The sequence below is a fragment of the Mesorhizobium sp. M0771 genome, assembly GCF_040320155.1.
Taxonomy (GTDB): Bacteria; Pseudomonadota; Alphaproteobacteria; order Rhizobiales; family Rhizobiaceae; genus Mesorhizobium.
The window spans coordinates 1-2920 of record NZ_JAMYPC010000062.1 but is presented as its reverse complement, the minus strand read 5'-3'; the positions used below and the strand labels follow the sequence as shown (position 1 = coordinate 2920).

Sequence of the window (2920 nt, the reverse complement as noted above, 5' to 3'; positions counted from 1 at the left end):
GGGGCGGTCGGTCTCACATCTCTGACACTCCTTGCCAACACTCTCTCGCAAGGGCCGATAAGCGATACCGTTGCCCACAACATGGCACGCAATGGTCTGCTGCAAGCAGCGCGTTGCAATGCCGAGGTCGTGCAAGCTCTCGGTCTTGGAAAGCGGATCGCTGCCCGATGGCAAAAGGCCAATGCCAAGTGTCTGGCCGCCAACCGGAAAGCTGGGGACGTGGCAGGTGGGCTGGGTGCCATTTCAAAGTCGCTGCGCGTGCTGCTGCAATCGGCCATTCTTGCCGTCGGTGCGTACCTTGTCGTCAGGGAAGAGGCTACGGCCGGGGTCATGATTGCCAGTTCGATCATGATGGGGCGTGCGCTGGCTCCGGTCGACCTCGCCATTTCAAGCTGGAAACCCTTCCTCATGGCGCGCCAGGGTTGGGCGCGGCTGGAGGACCTCTTGGAAAAGGTTCCTGAAACCGCTCCTGTTATGCTAATGCCTGCACCTGAACGCGAACTGCGCCTCGAAAGCGTGACAATCGTTCCGCCCGGTGAAAGCAAGCCGACCGTGACCGGCATTGCGTTTGCCATTCAGGCGGGAAGCGCACTCGGGGTCATCGGCCCGTCGGGCTCGGGCAAGTCGACACTCTCGCGCGCCATCGTCGGCGCATGGACGCCGGTCGCCGGGAAGGTTCGCATCGACAGCGCAAGCCTCGATCAATGGGACCGGGAAGCACTAGGCCGTCACATCGGCTATCTGCCACAAGGTGTTGAATTGTTCGATGGCACCATTGCCGAAAACATCGCTCGTTTTGAAGATGATCCTGACCCTGAGGCTATTGTCGCCGCGGCGAAAGCAGCGGGCACGCACGAACTGATCCTCCGATTTGAGCACGGATACGAAACTCCGATTGGTGAGGCCGGATCGGCACTTTCCGCCGGGCAGCGTCAGCTTATCGGTCTTGCCCGGGCCCTTTATCGAGACCCTTTCCTTGTCGTGCTGGATGAACCCAATGCCCATCTCGACGCGGAAGGCGAAGCTGCAGTCGTTAATGCGATCGCCTCCGTGCGCGAGCGCAAGGGCATTGCGGTTGTCGTCGCCCATCGGCCGAGCGCCATCCGCGCCGTCGATTTGGTGTTGGTGATGGAAGGTGGACGGCAGCGATCATTCGGTGCGCGTTCCAAAGTCCTGAAGGCCATCGAGTCTACACAGGATCACGTGGCAGAGCGCGCTGACATGGAGGATCCCGGTGTCCGGCATTCATCAGAACAATGACGTTTCGAGTCCATTCGCCGGCACCTGGTGGCGGGCCTTCTGGCGAGCGTGATCTTTGTGGGAGGAGCCGGAGCCTGGGCGACCTTCACGAATCTCTCCGGTGCGGTTGTAGCGTCCGGACACTTTGTCGTCGTTTCCTAGTGAGAAGATACAGCACCCGACTGGCGGGGTGGTCGGAGAAATCCTGGTGAACCCGGCATTTCGTACTACCTGGTGCGCCTGTCAGTTCCGATCTCGGCTCGCGCGAACGCGCTCCCTAACGTTCCATTGCTCGCAATGGGCAGTGCCGGCGCGACTCGGCAACACAGCCCCATGCCCGTTCTTCCGAGGGCGGCCCAACCAGGACGACCGGTTGCCAAGTTTTCCTGGACCGTTCTTTGAGTGTGAATGTTCGGGCCGATTGCCTGGGGCGTGTCCCCGCCGCCTGCGAGCCCGCAACTGCTCAGCAGAAGGGCGAAGTGAACGAGAATGCATCCATTTCGTAAATGTGTGTCTATCCAAGCAATCGATTTTTCTAATTATCCGATGAGGAATATGAACGCGCCAGGCAGGGTGCATCATTAGGAGTATTTTCGATGGCAAACATTATCGAGGGTGGCCCGGGTTCCGAAACACTCATCGGCACCGAGGGTGTTGACTGGATCGAGGGTTACCAGGGCAGTGACTGGCTTGACGGTCGTGGCGGCAACGACGAGATCTCGGGTGGCGCGGGCAGTGACCGAGTCATCGGCGGCGAGGGTAACGACCGCATCTTCGGCGGAGATGGCTGGGACGATCTCTCCGGCGACAACGGCCGCTTCAACGCGCGCATCTCCGGTGAGGACAATGACAGGCTCAGCGGCGGTCCCGGCCAGGATGTCCTCTACGTGGGTGACGGCCAGGATACGTTGACCGGGGGCACCGACAGTGACACGTTCGTGTTCCAGTTCCACAATCCGGTGCCTGGGGTTGTCGGGTCGACGTCGGACATTTCCACTATCACCGATTTCAACCCGGCGGAGGACAAGTTCGCCTTCGATGCGGTGGGCCTCTACAACGACGGTTTTGGCGCGAACTTCGTCAACAACGCCAGCATACAGTCCGGCTACCCGGTGAGCAGCTTCTACAGTGGTGCGGCCTCGGGTGCGAACGGCGAACACGTCGTGGTAATCACTGGCGAATCTTTCAACTCTGCTTCTGAAGCCGCGAGTGCGATCTCCGGCGAGCACGCCGGCGACATCATTGTCTACCAAAGCAGCTACACCGACAGAGTCGCAACTCTGGCCTATGTCACCGCCGACAACAGCGCGCATGAGTTCGTCCACCTGGGCGGTGTGGTCACCGTGGCAGACCTGGGCCTGACCGCGTCCGACTTCACCTTCGTTTGATCCAGAAAACCCATACGGAACCGCGCCCGCCCCGCCCCCCTGGGCGGGCGCTTTCCCGTTTCCGCTACTTGCCATGGGCCGGGGCGCCCGGGAGCAGTCAGCGTGTACAGTGACGAAGCCCTGCGCGTCGCGCTGGTCGTGCACCGAAATCCCACTGAAGGTGTGGAGGCCGAAGCCTGTTCGGGCCCTTGCGGCCGACCACGATGAATCCCTTCCAAACCTTCAGCCGGACGGTGTTGTTGACGCGCTCCATTAAATGCCGGGACCAAACATATTCGGCGGGAGCACTGATC

At 60.9% G+C, this 2920-nt stretch carries 2 protein-coding genes and 1 pseudogene; all 3 read left to right on the top strand.

Going from position 1 to position 2920, the window contains the following annotated elements; translation table 11 throughout:
- A partial coding sequence (locus NKI05_RS32110; RefSeq protein ID WP_352794223.1) for a type I secretion system permease/ATPase occupies positions 1-1260 on the top strand: 1260 nt, incomplete at its 5' end.
- Positions 1235-1465 (top strand): annotated as a pseudogene (locus NKI05_RS32105) (HlyD family type I secretion periplasmic adaptor subunit); the annotation flags it as partial. The gene NKI05_RS32110 and the pseudogene NKI05_RS32105, both read left to right, overlap by 26 nt.
- Positions 1466-1835: 370 nt before the next feature.
- Positions 1836-2627 (top strand): calcium-binding protein, encoded by a 792-nt coding sequence (locus NKI05_RS32100; protein WP_352794221.1) that lies wholly within the window; start codon positions 1836-1838, stop codon positions 2625-2627.
- The last annotated feature ends 293 nt before the right edge of the window (positions 2628-2920 follow it).